Source organism: Leptolyngbya sp. FACHB-541, from assembly GCF_014695875.1.
GTDB lineage: Bacteria > Cyanobacteriota > Cyanobacteriia > Elainellales > Elainellaceae > JAAUTN01.
In genome coordinates this window covers 48,866-69,729 of the sequence record NZ_JACJPC010000130.1, presented here as the reverse complement: position 1 = coordinate 69,729, position 20,864 = coordinate 48,866, and the positions used below count along the sequence as shown (strand labels likewise).

Sequence of the window (20,864 nt, the reverse complement as noted above, 5' to 3'; positions counted from 1 at the left end):
GCCCATTTGAAGATTTTGAATTTCGTTTGTTTTTTGTAAGAATTCCTCAGCCAAAAGAAGGATGTTGTTAGCGGTCTAATTTTGCCTACTGAGATAAAGAGATTCAATTAACTTTTTTGAAGGGAAATAAGAGATGCAATTAAAGCCAATTCATCAGCAGGTGGTTGCCGTTGTGGGGGCTTCAAGCGGCATCGGTCGTGAGACAGCGCTGCGGTTTGCCCAACGGGGAGCAAAAGTCACAGTTGCCGCCCGCAGTGAGGTCGGGCTACAAACGCTAGTTGACCAAATCAAGAGTGCAGGCGGGGATGCACTGGCGATTGTTGCGGATGTAGCCGAATTTGAGCAGGTGAAGGCGATCGCCGACAAAACTGTTGAAACCTACGGACGGCTCGATACCTGGGTTCATGCAGCGGCGACGGGCGTTTTAGCACCGTTTGAAAAGATTACGCCAGAAGAATTTCAACGCGTCGTCGATGTCACGCTGATGGGGCAGGTACATGGTGCTATGGCAGCACTGCCCCACCTCAAGCGCGAAGGCAGAGGGGCACTGATTCACATTTCCTCGGTAGAGGCACGGCGTGGTATACCGCTACAAAGCCCCTATTCTGCTTCAAAGCATGGAGTAGAAGGGTTTCTGGAAGCGCTGCGGGTAGAGCTACAGCACGACAACATTCCCATTAGTGTGACTAATATCTTGCCAGCAGTAATTAATACGCCCTACTACAACAAGGCGATGACCAAGTTGGGCGTGAAGCCAACTGGAATTCCGCCTTACTATGAACCGAGTTTGGTCGCGGATGCGATTTTGCACACCGCGGAGCATCCAACTCGCGACTTTATCGTGGGGGATGTAGGCAAGATTGTGGACGTGCTGCAACGGTTGTCGCCACAGTTGGTGGATGTGCTGCTGTCGGCGATCGCCTTCCCGCTCCAGCGAACCGATGAACTGAAGTCTGAAGATGCTCCCAATAATCTGTTTGCTCCTGCTGATCCAGCGGCAGGCTATGACCGAGTAGAAGGCGATTTTGGCAATCTCACGATTCCTAGTGTCAGCGATTGGTTTGACCGCAATCCAACCGTGAAATGGGGAGCGATCGCCAGCGCCGCAGCCCTTGCCCTGCTAGCGACTCAGGCGTTTACGGGCAGCTCATCCGCAGGAGAACTGTAAAGTGACTTATCCTCAAGCACCTTGGACGCTTCAGGGCTATTCTATCCAAAGCCTTCAACCCATCGACGTTGAGCAAGTTCGCCCGCTAATTCCGGCTGAGCTAGAGATTATTTCAGTCTTTCCAGGTAAAACTCTAGGCGGCGTTTATGTTGCCTCCTATGGCACAGGTTCAACATTGCTCTACAACGAGCTAATCGTGGTGGGCGCGTTGACTCGCTATGAGAACCAGGTTGGCAGTTGGGTGTCGCACATTTATGTAGACAATCCTGATTCTGTTGCCGGGGGGCGAGAAATTTGGGGACTGCCCAAGCAACTAGCTCAATTTACCTGGGAGCAGGGCACCCAAAAACGGGTATCGGTCTATCAGGAAAATCAGTTGCTCTGTCGGTTTGAATACAGTTGGCAGATTCCAGCATGGCGACAGCCTCTCAAGGCGATAAGCTTTAGTACGCTGGATGCCGATTTACTCTCATTTGAAGCAGAAGCATCAGCCAACTTTAGTTTGGTAGGCGCTGACTTGCAGGTGCCAAGCGGTAGCCCTTTTCACCATCTTTGCCTTGATCAACCTCGGTTGGTTTTCTATGCTGACCAGTTGCGTCTGTCAATTAGCAGTCCTCAGCACCTAATAACCCGTGTAAAATTCTAGGCATCTATTCTGTAATGTCCGTTTTCGAGTTGGATAGAGCAAAGCGGAACTAAGATTTGATGAACGTGCAAAGACGTATCGCCCGCATTGCGGGCGATACGTCTTTGCACCGTTTCAACTACATTCTGTGTGGTTGAAATGGTGCTATTGAATTTACCCAGGTTTAGGAACTGGACTTTTCAGCGACAGCTTCTTCACTGGCTGATTCCACAGTTTGCGTTGGTGCTTCGGAAGCAGGTTCAGATGTAGAAGCAGGTTCAGGGGTTTCTTCCACAGCTACTTCAGTTTCCACAGCTACTTCAGTCGGTTCTGATGCTACTTCGGCTACTGATTCTGTTTCTACGGCAACTGCTTCGGCGGATTCAGTTGCCGCTTCGACAACTGGCTCAGTTGGTTCTGGGGTTTCAGGCGCTACTTCAGCCGCAGAAGTGGCTTCCGTTGATTCTTCAGCCGCTACTTCAGTTGTTTCCGCTGATGCCTCCAAGGTTTCTTCTGGAGTTTCTTCTGGAACCTCTTCGACGGGTGGCTTGGGTTGGGTGGGTCTAGGCCCACGCATCAAAGCAAGATTTGCGGGTGCAGGACGTTCGTCTCTGTCGCGATCGCCCTTCCCTTTCCCTTTCCCCTTCGAGCGATCTTTGTCTCTGTCTCTACTCCGACCTTCTTTGCCTTCCGATGAACGCAGGGCATTCCGTTCTTCGGGCGATCGCTTCACCGGAGCGGGAGCGCGTTTTGCCGGAGCCGCCTCAGACGGAGACTCGACTATAGCCTCAATCGCCACTTCATTAGATTCAACAGTCTGAGACTCGACTGCCTGACGCTCAGACTTCTTAATAGGACGTTCTACCATGATTCAGCATTTTTGTTTACCTGTTATCCTATCTCGAACCCAGGGGGCATTGCTGGTTTGAGGGTGGAATTTGAATAAGGATTTTAGGCGATAGAGAAACAATCTCTGCCACCCAAAATCCTGTTCTATTTTGATCTCAGGCGATTTGCTGAATGCTATACGCCAGGGAAACTAGTTTTGGCTGTTGCCCGACCTCATCATCGAAAGGACGCGCCCGTTTTTGACAAAGCGTTCAGATAGCACCTGACGATAAACCGCTTCATAGCCATCAGTCATGCGCTGCACACTAAAGTGAGTCAAAACATGTTCTCGGCAGGCATAGCGGTCAATTTCGGGGAGACGGGCGATCGCCTCCGCGCATTCCTCAAGGTTATGGCACAAAAAGCCTGTCTTGCCGTGAACGATCACTTCAGACGTAGACCCTAGCTCCATTGCGATTACAGGAGTGCCAGCCGCCATCGACTCGATCATCACTAGCCCAAACGGTTCACGCCAGGTAATGGGAAACAGCATTCCAACCGCATTGCCCAAAAGTGCGTTTTTCTGGAAGTGGTTTGCCTCACCCAAATACTGGATTTGCTCACCATCGACCAGCGGCTTGATTTCCTGTTCAAAGTAGTCCACATCCACCACATCGACCTTGCCTGCCATCTTCAGCTTCCAGCCTGTTTGCTTGGCAATGGCGATCGCCAGGTGCGCTCCCTTCTCAGGTGATATCCGCCCCAAGAATGCCAAATAAGGCTCTTCATCTGGTTGAGGATAAAACTGATGGCTATCGGGATCAATGCCGTTGTAAACCGTTGCGACGCAGTTTAGGTCTAACCGTGGCTCCCGTTGAGCGTCAGAGATGCTGACGTAGGGTTGTTTTTTGGCGTAGCCAAACATCTTCTCGTTGTCAGGCGTGAAGATGCCGTGAAGTGTGTGAATTGTTGGGGTTTTAACCAGATTTGCAAAGGGCAGTACAGAGCAACCCATGTGAGAGTGAATGATGTCAAATTCCTGCGCCCGTTCGTATACCTGGCTCAATTGCAGCATTTCGTAGATGCCGTACTCCTTCACATTAGGAGCTAGACGCAGTGCTTGAGGACAAACAGATTCAAGCTTAGCCAGACTAATGGAATCGCCCGATGCAAATAGCGTCACCTCATGTCCCCGCCGAACCAGTTCATCGGTCAGCAGTCCAACAACCAGTTCAACGCCGCCATAAGCCGGAGGGGGAACTCTCTCCCATAACGGGGCGATTTGAGCAATCCGCATTACAAACCTCCTTAAGGAATATAAGACTTGAGCTAAATTGACCAGCCCTTCGTCTACGGAGTGCTTTCAAGCGACTCATTTGCTTGAGAGCTTATACATTAAAGATCGTTAAGCAAGTTTAATAAACGCTAAAACTTGTGACGAAGTGTCTGAAGTGTATGAATGATTTACTTTTTTTGACAATAGGTATATTTACCCTTAAGTATGCGGGAAATCCACACTTTTTGAGCGCGTCAATTAATACAAAAACGTTGCCTGGTAAGGCACTTAAGGCGATCGCTCGTAAATCCCAAGATCCCTCTCTAGGAAGAGTTTCAGCAGCAGCAAGATGGGCGAGAAACTACGACTTCGGGGTGAGGTTCTCCTGACTCGCGTTGAGCAGGAGATTGGGTGAATATAAATCTGTAAGCAAAAGCGGTTACGAACCGCACTGCTCTAAAAACTGTTCAAGATCCAAGAATTGTTGAAGGATTATTGTAGAGGTGACACTATGATGATTCGCTACTGGCAACCTTTCCGTGAGATCGAAACTCTGCGTCGTCAGCTTGATCACGTGTTTGACGAAATTACCAATTCTCAAAGCGATTCACCCGCCGCTTGGGGTCCTGCAATCGAGATGCAGGACGATAGCGACAACCTGATTCTTAGAGTGCAGCTACCCGGTATTGAAGGCAAGGATTTGGATGTTCAGGTGACTCGTGATGCAGTCGCCATTGCAGGCGATCGCCCACAACCCCAAGAGGCAAATTATCTGCACTCTGAATTCCGCTATGGCAAGTTTCAGCGTGTAGTCAACCTACCCGTAGCCGTACAAAACGATCAGGTGAGTGCAAACTTTACCAACGGCATTTTGACGCTGACCTTACCCAAGGTGACAGAGGCACGTAACCGAGTCGTTAAAGTCAATCTGGGTGAACTATCAGGTGCATCAACCCCAACGCTAGAAGCTAGCACCAACTCCGTTGCAGAGAACAGCAACAACTAATTGGTAATTAGCTAGACCTATAGGGTGGGCATTGCCCACCCTTTTTGTGTATCTGCACTGGCTGCTCCTTAAAGGGTTCACAAGCTTGTTGCTTCGTAAACTTGCGTAAAGTAGAGATAGGATCGTACTTTGCGCCTGAACTAGCCACTAATTCGCTAACAATGGATATTCCCGTTCTCTCCTCTACTGTTTTGCTGACGCTGTTGCTTTCGGTTGGGCTGTTTTTCTTTATTCGGGCTTCAACTAAAGACCGAATCCAAGTTGCCAAACTAGTTACAGAGCAACCTGAAGAATCTTTGCTAGAGCAGCTACAGGCGTACTTTATACAGCGGGCTTATCGAATTGCAGCAGTAGACGCAGCTAAGAATCAGGTGACGTTTGAAGGATTTGTTCGCCCCAGCGTGTTTCTAGCTGTTTTCCTGACGCTGCTAGCGGCGGTCGGTTTGCTTTGCTTGGCGTTGGTTTTGGCGCTGCTGTTACCCGATTGGGCAAACATCTTGCCGATTTTAGTTGTGTTTTCGCCGATCGCAGGCATCTTTTACTGGCGTAAGTCTGCCCGTCCTGAGCAGGTTCGGCTACAGGTCGCAAAGTTGCAAGGAGATGAGTCTGTGCAAAACCTGGTGACGGTCACAGCCCATCGGGACGAACTAGCAGAGCTACAGCGAAGCCTGAATTTGAAACCTTTAGAGGAAAGCTGAGTATGGGCTGGATGCAGAGTCTTTTAGCTCAAGCCGTACAAATTCTGCTTAAATTCTGGTAGATTTGCTTGCAGTGAAGGGTCTAACCCCCTTAAAGATATAGTTGAGACAGCCTTGAATTTTAAGGAAATGGGTGGTGGGGCGATCGCCCTTTCCCCGCCCTTTTTCCTCTCCTCCTCGCGCTACAAGAGGTGTGGTGATCAGCAAAGCAAAACTGGCTGTACTCAGGACGTGGCTCGACCAACTTAGCCGGGAACAGTCGACTGACCCGGCATATAAGGCTTGGCGAAAACGGTTTCTGCAACAGCGCTTGCAGCTAGGGTTACAGCTTGCTGTTGCAGCTTACCTGAGTTTCATTTTGCTAGAACTGGTGCTGACTGCCGCTCAGATCAAAGTGTGGGACCCGGGCTGGCTAGTCATGGCCAGTGTCGCGGAGCTAGGACTGATTGCCTGTCTGGTGGGAGTGCGATCGCCTCAAGGCAAGCACCGATTGGGACTACTCTTTTTGGGGGGTTCCTGGTCAATCACGCTAGTGGAGCAGGTTTGGGCAACGCTTAACGGGTTTGCCTTTCCGGGGCTTTTTGCCTGGACTTTGGTGTTGTTGACTCAGGCGACTCTGGTACCTGTCCGCTGGTATTTACACCTGATCTCTCAGGTTGGTTTACTGTCCTACTACTTCGGCGTAAACACCATTCTGAATCTTTACCCCAACGACGGTCAGCCCCTTTGGGACCCGATCCAGGTGCTTTACTTGCTCTGGTTTTGTGGCATCTGTGATCTGGCTGTTTTTTTGTATGAGCGACTGCAAAGAACTGAGTTTCAGACGCGACGTGAGTTAGAGGCTGAACAGGAGAAGTCAGAGCGGCTGTTGCTCAACATTTTGCCAGAAGCGATCGCCCAACAGCTTAAACAGGACCATCGCACGATCGCAGAAAGCTTTGCCGAAGCAACGGTTTTGTTTGCTGATATCGTTGGCTTTACCCAAATTTCAGCCGGAATTCCGCCGCGTGAACTGGTGACGCTGCTCAACCAAATTTTTTCCACTTTTGATCAACTGGCAGAACAACACAATTTAGAAAAAATTAAGACGATTGGGGATGCCTACATGGTGGTCGGGGGGTTGCCCATTGAGCGAGGCGACCATGTGGAATCGATTGCTAGCATGGCACTAGATATGCAAGCGGCGATCGCCCAATTCAAAACTCGGCAAGACCAGCCTTTCCGCATTCGCATTGGAATCAACACCGGTCCCGTTGTAGCAGGCGTAATTGGCAGAAAGAAATTTATCTATGACCTTTGGGGCGATACCGTAAATATTGCCAGTCGGATGGAATCTCAAGGATTACCGGGCTGCATTCAGGTGACAAAATCCGTCTATGAGCGGCTGCAAGACAAATTCTTGTTTGAAGAGCGCGGCATCTTGGAGATCAAAGGAAAAGGCAAAATGCAGGTTTACTTATTACGAGATAGATTGTTGTAGGACAGACAGTAGGTTTGCTCCTGCTGACTATTCAAATGCGGAGTTTTTGGCTAACGCATACCCACAGTAAAAACAGGTACTGCGTTTTGAACTGACTTTCCTGCCGCAGTTAGAACAAATCAAAACCTGTGGACCCAGTTTGCCATCTAGCTTGCCGTCCCGCAGGTCAATCTCAGTCATCTTCACAAACAGTTCTTCTTCTGTTAGATCTGTATTGTCTTTAATTAACTCCCACATTGCCTGACAGCTCAAAGAAAGTTTCTCAACCTTCTGCCGTAGGGAATGCATCTCATCATCCAAATTTTCTATTTTGTTGGCTACTCTGTGAACTTTAGAGTCTGTCTCTACTCTCACCGCTTCTTGTCGTCGCTCCAGGTTGCTAAAATCCATAGCTACAAGAAGTCCTTACTGATGGTCCCACCTTTATTCTAGGATCTGCTTAGGGGAGCGTTAAGGTGAAATTGGGGTATCTGAAGAAGGCGATCGCCTCCGCTAGACCATCCGAATCAATTTCTGATACCAATTTAATTTGAAGATGTTGCAAATGTGGGTAGGGGCGCGTCGCGATGCGCCCTTACAGAAGTTGATGAATCGCAAAATCCATTTAATATCGGTACAAAATTCTAATCAGCGATAATGGAGTGCTGGGTGCTTGTAGCTTTTGATTCGCTTATTAGAGGGATCTAACAGAATGTAAAGATGATAAATTTTTAAGGCGGAAGGACTTGGTTTCGTAGAGCGTGTACGCAAAACGAAGCATTAGGGGAAAGTGTTATAAAAAAGCGTTACATGAAAACAGCGTTACGTGAAAGCAGTATAGAAGTTGAAGAGAGTGAGGTTACGATGTCGGAGGCAGAAAAGCCCCTGACAGTGCCTAAAGAATTGCTAGGTGCGCCAGGTGACTTTAACCCCACGCTGCTGATGTTTCTAGCAGCAGTTGTGATGGTTGTGATCTCAACGTTGGGATATTGGCGCTGGCATTGGGTGGACTGGTGCTGTTTTGTGATTAACGTAATTGCCTTACACATGGTAGGGACGGTGATTCATGATGCCTCGCATCATGTGGCGCATCGCGATCGCATCGTCAACGCTGTGCTGGGACACGGTAGCGCTTTAATGTTGGGGTTTTCCTTCCCGGTGTTTACGCGAGTTCACATGCAGCATCACGCGAACGTAAACGATCCGGATAATGATCCCGACCATTTTGTTTCAACCGGCGGTCCGCTATGGCTGATTGCAGCTCGGTTTTTTTACCACGAAATTTTCTTCTTCAAACGCAAGCTTTGGCGCAAATATGAGCTGCTGGAGTGGTTTTTGGCGCGTTTGGTTGTTATTTCAATTGTTTATGTCTCTGTTCAACACCATTTCCTGGGCTACGTTCTCAATTTTTGGTTCTCCCCAGCAGCAGTGGTAGGGCTGGCGTTAGGGCTATTTTTTGACTACTTGCCCCATCGCCCGTTTCAAGAACGCGATCGCTGGAAGAATGCCCGAGTCTATCCAAGTTCCATTCTCAATCTGCTGATCATGGGGCAAAACTATCATCTGATTCACCATCTTTGGCCCTCAATTCCCTGGTACAACTATCAGCCTGCCTACCGCGCAACTCAGCCTTTGCTCGATGAAAAGGGCTGTCACCAGTCGTTAGGGCTGCTCCAGGGCAAAGACTTTCTTAGCTTCCTTTACGACATTTTCCTGGGAATTCGCTTTCACAGTCATAAACCGAAGCCTCAAGTGGAGCATGAGGTTCCTTGAAGCTATTCCAATAAATCTATAACGGTGTAGCAATCTAATACCAATTCCACAAATTAGGGCTACAGATGGAAGGGCACCTCGCGGAGCGAGGTGCCCTTCCATCTGAGAGATAACGTTATAGCTAGTCGTGTTGCGACACCTTCATGGATTTATTTTTACTCCTCGATAGCCCATCTCTGCTTTTTGCATTTCTTCCACCATTTGTTTGCTGCGGCGAATATAGGTGACGAACAGCAGAATCGAGAAGCCAATGACGAGCAGCCCCAAAACGTTGCCCGCAAACGTGTTGTAAAAGCCATGCAGGGCAGCAGCGATCGCCACGCCGATGAAAATAATGGCGCTGCGCCGTGAGGGGTTAATTGCTGCGAGGCCCATAAAATAGCCGACAATTCCGGCGAGAATGGCATGAAAGAGTGGCAGGGAAACAAAGCGAATCGTATTGGCGATGACATAGGAGCCAACGTCTAGATCTCCTCTGGTCAAGCTAAAGCGATAGATCAATGAGTAGGTTGCTCCTTCAGCCATCGCAAACCCTAATCCTGATGCTGCGCCATAGAAGGCAGAGGTGAGCGGGTCTTGAAGTTTTCCTGGACGCAGCAAAAACAGGTACACGGGTAAGGCTTTGCACAGTTCTTCTAACACCCCAACGCCCAACACGAAACCAATCATTCGGGGAATCATCCCTGCCCCAATCACGGCGTAGAAGGCGCTAAACGGCGGCACCTGCTGAAAAAACAGCAGCATTGGAATGCCAACAAAGGCAGTAAACAAAACACATTTCAGCGTATCGCGCCAGGAAAATTGGGGTGGCTTAATCAAGTTGTACAGCACCACGCCCCAAATTGAGGCGTAGTAGATTCCTAGCATCCAGGCTGTTTGCTGAAGGCTGGCTTTGTCGGGTGTAACTAGATCCACAACCAGAGGGAATAAGCCAAAAAACAACAAAATTTTGACTAAGTGGTTTTGGTACAGCCCTAGACTGATCACGTCTCGATAGGGAAAAACGGCCGCAAATTGAAACGTTCTTAGCGTTGCCAAAAAATCGTTGGTTTCGGGGCGGGGTTTTTCTAGCTCTGCTAGCTCTAGTTCTGACAAAAGTTCGGATGAATCATCAAACAGGGGTACAAATTCTGCGTACCAAGTAGGTACGTCTTCGCCGATCTGCTGCCCATAAACTTTGACTAATTGAATCGACTTGGCTCCATAGTCGCTAATCTGACGGTTGAGGAAGGAGACAAAAGTTTGCTGTGCAAGTGGACGAGTTGATGAAAGCAAGACTTGCAGACAGCTATCCATCAACAAGACTTTTGCCATCACCCCTCTGGGCTGTAAGGCTTGATTGAGCAGCGTGGCGATCGCCCCAGGATCACCCTGCTGGGCAAGTTCGACAAGACTGAATTGGGTCATGACCGACGAGTCCGCTGGGTCAAAGGGGGTTTAATTCAAAATATCTCATGCCTGGTAGAGCCTGGTAGGGACACAAAGCCATTCTAATTAGAGCCAGCTGAGTTGGGGCTAGCGGGCGGACTGGCTGCCGGGCGAGTGGGGCTAGCTTGTGGGCTAGTGGTTGGACTGGCTGCCGGGCGAGTAGGGCTAGCTTGTGGGCTGGTGGTTGGACTGTCCGCTGGGCGAGTAGGGCTAGCTTGCGGGCGAGCTGGGCGAGTTCCTGAGCTTGGACGATCTAGCGTGACAGGGGCTTCGATCCGCTGAGGTTCTGAAGCTCCTTCTGGTGTCCAAAATACGGCTTCCACATTGACGGTTGTAACGTCTGGGTTAATAGTAAACGAGCTTCTAAAGGGTACCGTTTCTCCTGGCTCTAGGGCAGCAACGCCCAGACTACTATAACCACCTTGAAACAAGTTGGGATTTTCAGCGGAGCCACCTCGGTAGGAAACCGACACGTCACTAACGGTCTGGTCGCTATGATTGGTAACGCATCCGACTACAAAATTACCGCCGTTTTCAAACGCTTCAGGATCAAACTGCACATTGGTCAACTGAACGGGGTCAGACTCAGGAGTAGACTCCACCTCACGGCAAGTTACCTGATTGGAGACGGTGATGCTTGATGTGGGTGCCGACGCGTTAGTGTTAGCAGGAAGATTGGCGGCTTGCTGTTGAGCAGCGGCTAGACTCTGCTGATAGGCAGGCAAGCGGTTTCGGGCTGTGGCATAGTCTGGGCTATCGGCGGGTACTGCTTGCAAGAGGGCGATCGCCTGCTCCCACTGGCTGACGACCAAATCCCAATCATCGGCAGATCGGGCTGTTTCTGCCAGCGTTTCTGCCTGTTCTGCCCGACTGGCTGCATTTTCTAACGGATTTTCTGAGAGGGGTTGCTCAATTTCATCTTCGTCGGCATCTAGTTCGGCTGCGGGATCAGGCGCAATCTCAGATGCCGAAGGCTGCAAGGACCTTTCCTGGCGCGAATACCAAATTGAGAAGCCAACAATCGCAGCAATCCAGCTTGCTACGACCAACAAAATTAGGTAAAACCAGGGCGATCGCCCCGTCCTCGTCGGACGCTCTGGTACAGGTGCGTCTACCGCGTGTTCCACCCCATCTGCATCCGTCCAGGTCAGTTGTTCTGCAGGAGCGGTAGGTTCAGCGTCAACAGGTGGAATATTAGGTTCTTCGTAGGCAACATATTCCAACGATTCGTCTGGGGTGAAGTTAACCTCATCATGGGCTGGAGTGACTACAGATGCAGGTTGGTCATCCAGGCGATCGCCAGTTCCAGATCCTGAATAAATTACCGGATCGGGAGCTAAAGTTTCTTCCTCTACTACCGCAGGTTCATTAATAACCGCAGGCTCATTTACAAGCGGAGATTCCTCTAAGTCCGCAAGGTCTTCTACAACTACAGGCTCAACTGTTGCACGGGGTTCTACAGGGGCTGCTCCGTTGCCAATGCGGTCAGCCGCAACGGGAGGTGGAGATACAGGTTCCGCTGGTGGCACGCGGCGGGGTGGGGGTGGAGGTGGGGGTGCCGCAGGTCGCCTGGAGACAGGAGGCTGAATTGAAGTCGTAGGGACAGAAGCAGACTCCAGGTCTGGTGGAACGGGTGTAGTGGGTGGCTTCAGAAAAATTTCTTCAGTCCAGACGGGGGAAGGGTTCCCAACTTGCCGACTGGCAATTTCAATCGATTGAATAGATTGGAGTCCCAGACTGGTGATCCCGTTTCGGACAAACGCAATCATGGCTTGTCGATTCGGAATTTGAGCAGACTCCAGCAAAACCTTTAAGCGATCGCCCTGCAAACCCACCGAAGCAGTCATCCCTTTCGGCTGAAGCGAGCGATTCATCAGGGTGGCGATCGCCTGGGGATCACCCTGCTTTGCCAGTTCTAGAAGATTCGACTGTGTCATAACTGATCCAATCTATCAATCGTTTTGTTTATCTTTTGCTCTACAATCTTGGCAACGGCTCAACCCGTCCAGCTTGCCTAGTTCCGTCTCCAGCTTGTCATTTTCCCGTATCTTTCAGCCATATGAGTATTGGATATCTTGCCCTCGTCCTCCACGCCCATTTGCCTTTTGTTCGCCATCCTGAAAGTGACTATGTTTTAGAAGAAGAATGGCTGTTTGAAGCCATTACCGAAACCTATATTCCCTTACTCCTGGCATTTGAAGGGCTGAAACGAGACGGGGTCGATTTCAAAATGACCATGAGCATGACTCCGCCACTGATTTCCATGCTCCGCGATCCCCTGCTGCAAGAACGTTATGACGCGCATCTGACTCAACTGGAAGAGCTGGCAGAGATGGAAGTTGAGCGTAATGTTCATAACGGGCATCTCCGCTATCTGGCAGAACATTATGCCAGTGAGTTTAACAAGGTGCGAGAGGTATGGGAGCGTTACGACCATGACCTAGTTACTGCCTTTAAACAGTTTCTAGATAGTAATAACCTGGAGATTATCACCTGTGGGGCAACTCATGGCTATTTGCCCCTGATGAAAATGTATCCGCAGGCGGTCTGGGCGCAGATTGAGGTTGCCTGTGAACACTACGAACAGAACTTTGGTCGCCCGCCTAAAGGCATTTGGTTGCCCGAATGTGCTTACTTTGAAGGGTTAGAGCGAATGCTGGCAGACGCGGGTCTGCGCTACTTCCTCACTGACGGACATGGAATTCTCTATGCCCGTCCTCGCCCTCGATTTGGCACCTATGCACCTATCTTTACTGAAGCGGGTGTTGCGGCCTTTGGACGGGACCACGAATCTTCTCAGCAAGTATGGTCTTCTGAAGTTGGCTACCCAGGGGCAGCCGAATATCGAGAATTTTACCGAGATTTGGGCTGGGACGCCGAATACGAATACATTAAGCCCTACATCATGCCCAATGGTCAACGTAAAAATACGGGCATCAAATACCACAAGATTACGGGCAAAGGCTTAGGGCTGGGTGATAAGACCTGGTATGACCCTTACTGGGCGCGAGAAAAAGCTGCGGAACATGCCAGCAACTTCGTCTTCAATCGGGAGCGTCAGGTTGAGCATCTTTATGGGATCATGCAGCGTCCGCCAATTATTGTTTCACCCTACGATGCAGAACTGTTTGGGCACTGGTGGTACGAAGGTCCCTGGTTTATCGACTACCTGTTCCGCAAAGCCTGGTTTGACCAGGGCACGTTTGAGATGACGCACCTGGCAGACTATCTGCGAATGCACCCAACACAGCAGGTGTGTCGCCCTTCTCAGTCAAGTTGGGGGTTCCGTGGTTTCCATGAATATTGGCTGAACGAAACCAACGCCTGGATTTATCCACACCTGCACAAAGCAGCAGAGCGAATGATTGACTTATCAAAGCGTGAACCTGTTGATGAGCTAGAGTGGCGGGCGCTCAATCAGGCAGCCAGGGAATTGCTGCTGGCACAGTCATCAGACTGGGCATTTATCATGCGTACTGGAACGATGGTTCCCTATGCGGTACGTCGGACGCGATCGCACCTGATGCGCTTCAACAAACTGCGCGACGACATTCTTCAGGAAAAGATTGACTCTGGCTGGCTAGAAAAAGTCGAAAAAATCGACAATATCTTCCCCCAAATCAACTATCGAGTTTATCGACCGCTCTAGAGAGAATTGGTGTAAGGCTAGAACTTTAGAAGAACTTTGAAGACTATAAAAGTCCCGTGAACTCGCGAAGAAAAGTTGGCATCCTCCTAAAGGAGTATGTGATATTTTATGTATTCCTACGGAATCGTTTCTCATACTTCATCAGGCGAACATCTCTAACTCCTTACCGTAGATTTTCTCAAGCTGCTGACCCAGACAATCAGTTGAACTTAGAGAGATCTACGGTTTTTCAATGGAGTTATGTTTGAGGACTAGTAAAATAGCCTGCGGCAACATCATCTTTAAACTGTTGCAGTCTTTCTTCCAATTGGACAGTTCGTTGTTCAATCAGGTTGTCAGTACTAAGGATGGGGCGCGATCGCAGCGCTAGCTGCTTCAGCCGTGATGCCGCAGATTTCACCCTTAGCCAGTGTCGAACAGTGGATACAGGTGTTAGCAAGTCTGTCTTCTTGCGAGGATCAAAGACACGCTGGGTTTGCATGGGCTGATATTCAACGCCAACTGACGCACACCAGTCTTGCCACTTGAAAGACAAAATAGTCGGGCTAGTTACCACGGGCACCCAGGGAACCCGCAAAGCATCCGCTACGATCGCCCCATGCATTGCCTCTGCCAGCACAACTTCGGTTTGCCCAATTGCAGTAATCACGGCTTCGGTTGTCCAGCGTGGGTCAATGTAGCCAAATCCGATTGCCTCGCAGACCGATTTCCAGCCTTCTCCTGCCAGTTCATAGTGAGGCATGAAGGCAAATTTATAGCGTTTGCGATCGCCAGGTTTAACCAATCGTCTGAGCAGCACTGCTCCATCTGTCACAGCCAACTCGTCTGCCAGACCTAAAGCTTGGGTTGAAAGCGGCCCACGTAGACAATAAATTTTGTAGGAATCATCAACCGCCGGAATGCCTTTGGCATAGCCTACCCCTGTTCCAAATACGGCTCTTTTGCGGGCGTGACGAGTTCGGTCAGGCAAAGTGTTATTAAACAAAGTGCCAATTCCTACAAACGCAGTGGTTGAGTCGTCATCCAACACCCCAGGAAGCAACTTTTCCCAGAGCCAGGGGTTTAAGTTGTCACCAAAATTTTGCGCCCCGTTGGGTAGCTTGTAGTAGCAAAGCTTCATCTATTGGATTTACCAGTAATAAAATTTGAAATTTTCTAGCGTCGTTAACCTGAGACGCAGTAAGCGATAAACTTTCTCCAAATTTCTGCGCACAAATAGCACACGTTTTTCTGATTTTGAGAGTTTAGGATGTTCGAGTGCTTTTTGCCGATCAAAATAGGCAAGCTTTTCGGTTGGATCAGCTTGCCCTTTAGAGATTCTGATTTTCTCAATTCGATCTTTAAAGAAGGGAAACCGATCCTCCGAATCAAACTGAACGGAGAGTTCAGCTTTTGCAGCAGCAAGCCCCATTGCGTTTCCTTCCCCTAAATAAACGCCGTTTAATTCAAAAAAAGCGGCGATCGCGTCCCAATGTTTGAGGAATTCAATTTCGCGTCCAGCAGATCTTTTAACCGTGAATAAGAACTCGTGGACGAACTTGACGTTTTCTAGATTTAACTCTAGCTTTTCTGCAACTTTTGCAATAACCTCAAAGTCTCGCTTTTTCTCTTGGTTATGCTTAATAATGCCAGAACCTGATCTGGCCGTAATTCCGCTATACCAATCAATTTCGTCTGGTACTTGTCCCAAAATTCGCATATCTGCATCGATAAAAATGCAGGTCTCAAATCGGGCGATCGCCTCTGCAATTACAAACCTCTTATCGTGATAAGGGTAAACTCCCTGTTGCTGATGTTTTATTGCCAAAACATGAGAACAATGTGCAAAGTCGCTGGGTTTGTCCGTTAGCACAACAAAAGTAGTGCCGGGAGAATATTGCTGAATATCGGCTGCTAAATCTAATGCAAGAGAGCGATATTTCTGTCCTAAAGCTAACGTACCAAAGCAGATATCCTTTACCTCTGACTTCACCATTCAGTCACCTGCTTTTGCACTAAACTTAGTTTTACTTAACTATCCAGAATAATGATTATTACGCCAACTCAAAAGTTCCCCATTAACATATCAACTTCGATTGATTTAAGACAAATTCAACCTGAAATAAAATAATGAAAGATAATCCAAACAAGCTATGTTTTATCGTTATTCAAGCAGCTAAAAATTCTTCCAAAAAGAAAAAATAGAGGGTATCTCGGTTGGAGATGCCCTCTATAAATTAAGAGTTAACGTCAGAAGAAACTAGAAGTTCATTTCGGCTGCCTGAACTTTTTCAACCTGCTTCTTCTTCAGAACTAGCAGAATTTGTGACAGCGTTACAGCTCCCATAAAAGCTAGCAATCCTTTAATCCGGTTGGGGCTTTGCAGCACGATTTCAACGTCTTTTTGTCCGAAACCACCCACATTAGGATTAGAAGTTAAGGCACTGCCCGCTGCTACGGTTTCACCCTCAGAGACAACTAGCTCTGGACCAGCAGGAATCGTATCCACCACTGCTTCGCCCTGATCCGGTTGAATCTTGACCTGGTATCCACCATCTTCAGCTTTGGTGACCTGAGCGATTGTGCCAGCAACAGAAGCGTTGTAGACCGCATTGTTGCTCTTTTCACCCGTTGGGTAAACTTGTCCTCGACCACGGTTGCCGCCTACATGGATTTGATATTTACCAAAGTAAACGGACTTGTCAGAACCAGGATCAGGGGCAAGGACAGGGAAAACAATTTCTTGATACTGCTCACCCGGAAGTGGCCCTACCAAAACAATATTCTCTTGAGTCTCACTGTAGGGCTGGAACAAATAGCTCTCTCCGACCTCTTCCTTCATCTCTTCAGGAATTCTTTCAGGTGGAGCAATCTTGAAGCCTTCTGGCAGCATTAGCACTGCGCCGACGTTTAACGGACCTTTCTCACCATTGCCCTGAACTTGCTGGACGCTGGTGTCGTAGGGGATCTTTACGACAGCTTTGAAAACCGAATCGGGTAGAACGGATTGCGGTACCTCAACCTCAGTAGGTTTCGCTCCCAGGTGACAGTTGGCACAGACAATTCGCCCTGTTGCTTCGCGAGGGTTGTCGTAGTTTTGCTGTGCCCAGAAGGGATAAGCAGCAGCAGTTTGAGGGAAAGCAAAGTCACTCGTGACTAGAAGAGCTAGCGTGGCGATCGCCACCAGCATACTTTTAGCAATTGCTCTGCCGCTCTGCGGCAAGATCGACCAGAAAATGGATTTCATGGGTTAAACGGCATCAGTAAATGTCAAAGGATCGGGAAGGGGATTGGCTTAAGCCCACCAGGGGTCTTCTCCGGTACGGAAGTCAGTCTCCGTCCAAGGAGTCAGAGAAATTTTGCCATCTTCAGTCACGTCAGCATGAACGAGCGCCAGCGACAGAGGCGCAGGTCCACGCACAACTTTGCCTTCGTTGTTGTATTGAGAGCCGTGGCAGGGGCACATGAACTTGTTTTCAGCCGCGTTCCAGGGAACGACGCAACCCAAGTGGGTGCAAACTGCGTTTAGCCCAAAACTTGCAATCTCGCTATCACTTTCGACAACCACATAGGTCGGATCGCCCTTCAAACCCTGGGTTAAGACGCGATCGCCCACCGCATGACTATTCAAGAAATCGCTGACAATCACATCGTTGCCGAGTGCGTCTTTGGCAGTTACTCCACCGCCACCTGCGCTGCTAGAAGGAGGAAGAAAATACTTCACGACTGGGTAGAGAGCGCCCAAGGCGGTGCCTGTGATCGTCCCAAACGTGAGCAAATTCATGAATTGACGACGACCCATATCGGGTACGTCCGGGTTTCCAGAGAGTTGAGCCATGAGTTGATCTGAAGTTATGCGTCAGGAATGAGCTTAAGTGAACGGTTCTATACGTGATCTAGGCGTGAAATTGTAACTTTTTAAGCCTGCTTTTTAAGCTAAAGCATTGCAGAGGATAGCATGATTGCGAATCAAATCGCCGCCCGTCAATGCAACACGTCCAGCAAGTCGATGACGAATTGCTATGAGTGGCGCAACAACGGCAGTTCACGTTTTTCTAAAAGTATTATTACATCTCTAGAATCAGTATCATAGCTTTAAGCAAAGGAGCCGTTTCTTTGTAAAGAAAGGTAAATAGATGATCCTAAAAGCGTCGCTTTTGCAACGAGTTGTGAAGCATTTAACCTGAAGGGAGCTATGACCGGACAAGACCTACACCAGCTATTGCTGAGCAAATGGGGACGCTCTTACGACATTCAACTGCGGCGGACGCAAGGCAAAATTTTTGTCCAAGTCATGTGGAAGTACCTGGAGCAGGCTTCTTTCCCAATGACGGAGCCCGACTACCTGGCGCACCTGAACATGGTGGCAGACTATCTAAATGCCTGGGGTAGCACTGAACAAGTGCAGGATTTTATTGAGCAAACCCGCGATCGCCCTCGCCTGGGAAAAGCGGTGAATATCCCAGTTGACTTGGGCGATCGCGCCTCCGAGTGGATTCTGGAAGAATTTTAAACGGGTTAATATCCTGTCGGTCAACGTCCAGTCAGCATCACCATTCCAGCACCGCCAAAATATAGCCCCAGCACCGCGCCCGCCAGCAAGCTCTGCGTAACTGGGTCGGTTGATGGAGTCAGCACTGCGCCGAGAACAACTGCTCCCAACAGCACATAGCGCCAGCCTGATAGCATCTGCTTGGATGAAACCACTCCAACCAAACCCAACAGTAGCTGAATCACCGGAATTTGAAAGGCTAGCCCCGTACTGAATAGCAACAGCAGCACAAACTCAAAGTAGCGATCGATTGACCAAAGCTGTTCGACTACCCCTTCCCCATAATTAATGAAGAAATTCAGCGCAGCTGGAATCAGGGCTAGATAGGCAAATGCCAAACCTGCTACAAACAAAATTGTGGAGCCGAAGACGATCGGTCCGATAAACCGTCGCTCTCGTCGAGTTAGTCCTGGCAGCACAAACTGGACAATCTGGTAAAGCACAAACGGACTGGCGACCAGCAAACCGCTGTATCCGGCTACCTTGATCGAGACAAAGAAATATTCGCCTGGGGAAAGCTGCAAGAATTTAGCGCCTTGCGCGGGAACCTCCAGCAGTTGAACAATTTTGTTCACCACTGTAAAGCAGCCGATGACACCCAACACTACTGCAACCAGAGCATAAAAAATCCGCTGCCGCAGTTCTTCCAGATGGTCAAATAGCGACATCTCAACATCGTCTGGAACTTCGTCGGAGAAATCGTCATCGTCCGAAGCAGCCATAGCTTTACGAGTTTGAGCCGTTTTAGCGGTAGAACCGTTCGTATTCAACTCTTCTGAGGATGAAGTCTCTAGTTCTGAAGGGGCAGTCATAGATTAACGTAAGTCAGACCTTTGCTAATCATTGTATCTGCCTTACCGAGGAATCCATTCTTCTAGAAGACATCCTATTGACCAATCTGTCTGAATCCTCTGCAGCAAGAAGAGCATAGAGGCGCAAAATTCCTTCGCCCTTTTACCCCAATCGTGGGAAAGCTACATTTTTGCCGAACCAGGAAGTGTTCACCGCTTTAACGGATTGCAACGAAGGAAATATAAAGCTGAGTATTTACATCGCTTTTAACGCAGTTCTAAGTAGCCAGCACTATATATTCAAAATTCTCGCTGCACAGATCAGGAACTAGGGCGACCAGAGTTTTACTTTTCTCTGAAGGTAAGCAATGTAAAAAGTAGGTGAAGCCACGTAGGTGCTTCTAAAAAGAAAGCTTTAAGATCCAAGCTTCTAGAGCGTTTAGCGGTTGTCCTTTTACTCTGTTTGAGGATAGCATTTCAGGTGGCATTCACGGCTCCTTCTCTCTTGCTCTCTCTAAATGCAGTCTTGGATTCTGCAACAGAATGCTCAAATTTTCGTCAGAGTTATGTGAATTCGTTGAAGGTTTTTAGAATCACAAAGGCTAGCTATTAGACAGGATATGAGCATCAGAACCGTAGGCATGATTACTGGATACCAAAGCGTCACTCAGAGTGATTGGCTGTGGCAGCAGACTCCAAACCCCTTTGGAATTTGGGGCAATATCCAAATGCTCGCGAAAGAGCCGCAGCCTGATTTTTTGCTGATGTATCAGTTTGACTTTAAACGTAGAGTTTCTGCTAAACAATCCTGGTTATCTAGATTTCAAAATAAGCAGGTTAAAACGGTAAATGTTGAACCGGATCTTAGAGGTGTCCCAAAAGGAAGAGTCATTTATTTGATGCGAGAACCACCCTTAGAAGAGGTGGTCAAGAGCAACCAGAAAAATTACAAAGCAGCTCAAAACTATTGTGGGTATATTTCAGGACCAGATGATTTTGCTCCTGTGCCCGATTATATGCCAGCTATCTGGTACCACTCCAACTCCTTTCGTGACCTGAATGAAATGCCTCCTCCAGTCAAGGTCAGCTCTTGTAGTTGGATTACTTCGGGAATCAACCGCACTGCTAATCACCGAAAGCGCTTAGATTTCTTACAGAATTTGCGCTCCAATGAGATTGACTTTGATCTCTATGGGCGTAATTTGCCAGAGACAAGTAATAGCTCGGGGGAGCTAAAGAACAAATGGTACGGAATGGCACCCTACTATTACAACCTGGCGATCGAAAACTATGCTGATAACGATTGGTACGTCAGTGAAAAACTGTGGGACTCTCTTCTAGCCTGGTGTCTGCCAATTTACTATGGTGGGCCTGCGGCTGATCGGCTTTTACCAGAAGGAAGTTTTCTACGATTACCGAGTTTGGACGAAAAAGGAATAGCTTATATCCAAGAAGTTACCTCTACTCCAGATGCTTGGTATGCCGCCAAACCAGCGATCGCAGAAGCTCGGCAGATCATTCTACACAAGCTGAATCTGCTGAACTGGCTATCTGAATTTGTCGAAAAATTTGACTAACTGCAATGAGTTGTTCTTGTTAATTCTCGTTCAAATTATTCTCGTTCAAAAGAAA

Annotated in this window: 19 protein-coding genes; 9 read left to right on the top strand and 10 right to left on the bottom strand. The window is 48.7% G+C overall.

Annotation, left to right across the window (positions count from 1 at the left end; all coding sequences use genetic code 11):
• Positions 1 to 133 precede the first annotated feature (133 nt).
• Positions 134 to 1,168 (top strand): SDR family oxidoreductase, encoded by a 1,035-nt coding sequence (locus tag H6G00_RS28515; protein ID WP_190799304.1) that lies wholly within the window; start codon positions 134 to 136, stop codon positions 1,166 to 1,168.
• 1 nt (position 1,169) lies between these two features.
• A complete protein-coding gene (locus H6G00_RS28510) occupies positions 1,170 to 1,814 on the top strand; it encodes an acetoacetate decarboxylase family protein (protein WP_190799303.1) in 645 nt (214 codons plus the stop codon).
• Positions 1,815 to 1,977: 163 nt separating this feature from the next.
• Here H6G00_RS28510 and H6G00_RS28505 read toward each other — a convergent pair whose 3' ends face one another.
• Together H6G00_RS28505 and H6G00_RS28500 are read right to left on the bottom strand one after the other, a co-directional pair.
• Positions 1,978 to 2,661 (bottom strand): hypothetical protein, encoded by a 684-nt coding sequence (locus H6G00_RS28505; RefSeq protein ID WP_190646402.1) that lies wholly within the window; start codon positions 2,659 to 2,661, stop codon positions 1,978 to 1,980.
• A gap of 171 nt (positions 2,662 to 2,832) precedes the next feature.
• The gene (locus H6G00_RS28500; RefSeq protein WP_190646403.1) at positions 2,833 to 3,918 is read right to left on the bottom strand and encodes a glycosyltransferase family 4 protein; all 1,086 of its coding nucleotides are present in this window, start codon (positions 3,916 to 3,918) and stop codon (positions 2,833 to 2,835) included.
• A 490-nt stretch (positions 3,919 to 4,408) separates the two neighbouring features.
• Here H6G00_RS28500 and H6G00_RS28495 point away from each other — a divergent pair, with 490 nt between their 5' ends.
• The 3 genes from H6G00_RS28495 (at position 4,409) to H6G00_RS28485 (ending at position 7,081) form a co-directional block, all read left to right on the top strand.
• Positions 4,409 to 4,903, top strand: coding sequence for an Hsp20/alpha crystallin family protein (locus tag H6G00_RS28495; protein ID WP_190646404.1), 495 nt, complete (start codon positions 4,409 to 4,411; stop codon positions 4,901 to 4,903).
• Positions 4,904 to 5,064: 161 nt separating this feature from the next.
• On the top strand, positions 5,065 to 5,601 hold the full coding sequence (locus H6G00_RS28490) for a cofactor assembly of complex C subunit B (protein WP_190646405.1): 537 nt from the start codon (positions 5,065 to 5,067) through the stop codon (positions 5,599 to 5,601).
• Positions 5,602 to 5,737: 136 nt separating this feature from the next.
• Positions 5,738 to 7,081, top strand: a complete 1,344-nt coding sequence (locus H6G00_RS28485; protein WP_190646406.1) for an adenylate/guanylate cyclase domain-containing protein — start codon at positions 5,738 to 5,740, stop codon at positions 7,079 to 7,081.
• Between the two features lie 27 nt (positions 7,082 to 7,108).
• Here the strand turns inward: H6G00_RS28485 and H6G00_RS28480 are convergent, their stop codons facing one another.
• Positions 7,109 to 7,471, bottom strand: a complete 363-nt coding sequence (locus tag H6G00_RS28480; RefSeq protein WP_190646407.1) for a zinc-ribbon domain-containing protein — start codon at positions 7,469 to 7,471, stop codon at positions 7,109 to 7,111.
• Positions 7,472 to 7,924: 453 nt separating this feature from the next.
• On the opposite strand from H6G00_RS28480, the gene crtR reads away from it, so the two are divergent.
• Positions 7,925 to 8,833 carry a beta-carotene hydroxylase gene (gene crtR, locus H6G00_RS28475; protein ID WP_190799334.1) on the top strand — a complete coding sequence of 303 codons (909 nt, stop codon included), beginning with the start codon at positions 7,925 to 7,927 and terminating at the stop codon, positions 8,831 to 8,833.
• 141 nt (positions 8,834 to 8,974) lie between these two features.
• Here crtR and H6G00_RS28470 read toward each other — a convergent pair whose 3' ends face one another.
• On the bottom strand, positions 8,975 to 10,240 hold the full coding sequence (locus H6G00_RS28470; RefSeq protein ID WP_190799302.1) for a PrsW family glutamic-type intramembrane protease: 1,266 nt from the start codon (positions 10,238 to 10,240) through the stop codon (positions 8,975 to 8,977).
• Positions 10,241 to 10,323: 83 nt separating this feature from the next.
• Positions 10,324 to 12,198, bottom strand: a complete 1,875-nt coding sequence (locus H6G00_RS28465) for a hypothetical protein (RefSeq protein WP_190799301.1) — start codon at positions 12,196 to 12,198, stop codon at positions 10,324 to 10,326.
• 122 nt (positions 12,199 to 12,320) lie between these two features.
• Here H6G00_RS28465 and H6G00_RS28460 point away from each other — a divergent pair, with 122 nt between their 5' ends.
• Complete coding sequence (locus H6G00_RS28460; protein WP_190646410.1) at positions 12,321 to 13,910, top strand: glycoside hydrolase family 57 protein; 1,590 nt, start codon at positions 12,321 to 12,323, stop codon at positions 13,908 to 13,910.
• A gap of 238 nt (positions 13,911 to 14,148) precedes the next feature.
• Here H6G00_RS28460 and H6G00_RS28455 read toward each other — a convergent pair whose 3' ends face one another.
• The 4 genes from H6G00_RS28455 to petC form a co-directional block, all read right to left on the bottom strand.
• Entirely contained in the window at positions 14,149 to 15,030 is an 882-nt protein-coding gene (locus H6G00_RS28455) for a polysaccharide pyruvyl transferase family protein (RefSeq protein WP_190799300.1), read from the bottom strand.
• A 9-nt stretch (positions 15,031 to 15,039) separates the two neighbouring features.
• Positions 15,040 to 15,885 (bottom strand): hypothetical protein, encoded by an 846-nt coding sequence (locus H6G00_RS28450; RefSeq protein WP_190799299.1) that lies wholly within the window; start codon positions 15,883 to 15,885, stop codon positions 15,040 to 15,042.
• Between the two features lie 264 nt (positions 15,886 to 16,149).
• The gene (gene petA, locus H6G00_RS28445; RefSeq protein ID WP_190646413.1) at positions 16,150 to 17,136 is read right to left on the bottom strand and encodes a cytochrome f; all 987 of its coding nucleotides are present in this window, start codon (positions 17,134 to 17,136) and stop codon (positions 16,150 to 16,152) included.
• A 48-nt stretch (positions 17,137 to 17,184) separates the two neighbouring features.
• Complete coding sequence (petC, locus tag H6G00_RS28440) at positions 17,185 to 17,727, bottom strand: cytochrome b6-f complex iron-sulfur subunit (RefSeq protein ID WP_190799298.1); 543 nt, start codon at positions 17,725 to 17,727, stop codon at positions 17,185 to 17,187.
• Between the two features lie 357 nt (positions 17,728 to 18,084).
• Here petC and H6G00_RS28435 point away from each other — a divergent pair, with 357 nt between their 5' ends.
• Positions 18,085 to 18,402, top strand: coding sequence for a DUF3067 family protein (locus H6G00_RS28435; RefSeq protein WP_190799297.1), 318 nt, complete (start codon positions 18,085 to 18,087; stop codon positions 18,400 to 18,402).
• 20 nt (positions 18,403 to 18,422) lie between these two features.
• Here the strand turns inward: H6G00_RS28435 and tatC are convergent, their stop codons facing one another.
• Positions 18,423 to 19,253, bottom strand: a complete 831-nt coding sequence (gene tatC / locus H6G00_RS28430; protein WP_190799296.1) for a twin-arginine translocase subunit TatC — start codon at positions 19,251 to 19,253, stop codon at positions 18,423 to 18,425.
• A 599-nt stretch (positions 19,254 to 19,852) separates the two neighbouring features.
• Here tatC and H6G00_RS28425 point away from each other — a divergent pair.
• Positions 19,853 to 20,809 (top strand): glycosyltransferase family 10, encoded by a 957-nt coding sequence (locus H6G00_RS28425; RefSeq protein ID WP_190799295.1) that lies wholly within the window; start codon positions 19,853 to 19,855, stop codon positions 20,807 to 20,809.
• The last annotated feature ends 55 nt before the right edge of the window (positions 20,810 to 20,864 follow it).